Origin of the sequence: Mycobacterium sp. E2238 (assembly GCF_001672665.1) — a bacterium.
Lineage (GTDB): Bacteria > Actinomycetota > Actinomycetes > Mycobacteriales > Mycobacteriaceae > Mycobacterium.
In genome coordinates this window covers 1-586 of the sequence record NZ_LZKF01000175.1, presented here as the reverse complement: position 1 = coordinate 586, position 586 = coordinate 1, and the positions used below count along the sequence as shown (strand labels likewise).

Here is a 586-nt window from a genome sequence, read left to right as displayed (position 1 = left end):
GGGACCTGGGTTCCGAGCTGCTGGGCAGGCCGGGATGCGCGTCGACGCCGGAGGGCGTGCGCTGCGCGCCGTCCATGGCGCTGACACCCGAAGAGCCGGTCAATCTCAGCCGGACGCTGACCGTTCCGGCACCGATGTCGGTCACCCGGGGATGCAGTGGGAGTGTCTGCGGTTCACCGGGCTTCAACGCGTGCACCTGCGGGCCGTCGCCCAGGTTGACCGCCACCATCGTCGGATGGGCGGGCAACGCCGACCGGCTCGGCGCCAGCCGGAGCGCGGTGACCTCGGTGGGCCGCGGCAGGGTGAGCGTCAAGGTGGGCGGGGTCTTGTGCTGCACCACCCGCTGCGGTGCCGTCCATGCCGTCGCCGGGTCGCCGTCGGTCGCCGCATACGCCGAGCCGAGGACGTCCACCAGGTCGGAGTCGCCCCGTGCCCTGGTGGTGTTCGGCTCGGCGAGCAGGTCGGCCAGCTTGGGCCCCTGCCGCGGCCGCACCCACACCAACGGGGTCACCGACATCGGTGCCGGAACGGTCAGCGTCCGGCTGAGATTGACCGGCTCTTCGGGTGTCAGCGCCATGGACGGCGC

At 72.7% G+C, this 586-nt stretch carries 1 pseudogene; it reads right to left on the bottom strand.

Annotated elements, in window-relative coordinates:
- Positions 1-586: pseudogene (locus A5711_RS15885) on the bottom strand (hypothetical protein); the annotation flags it as partial.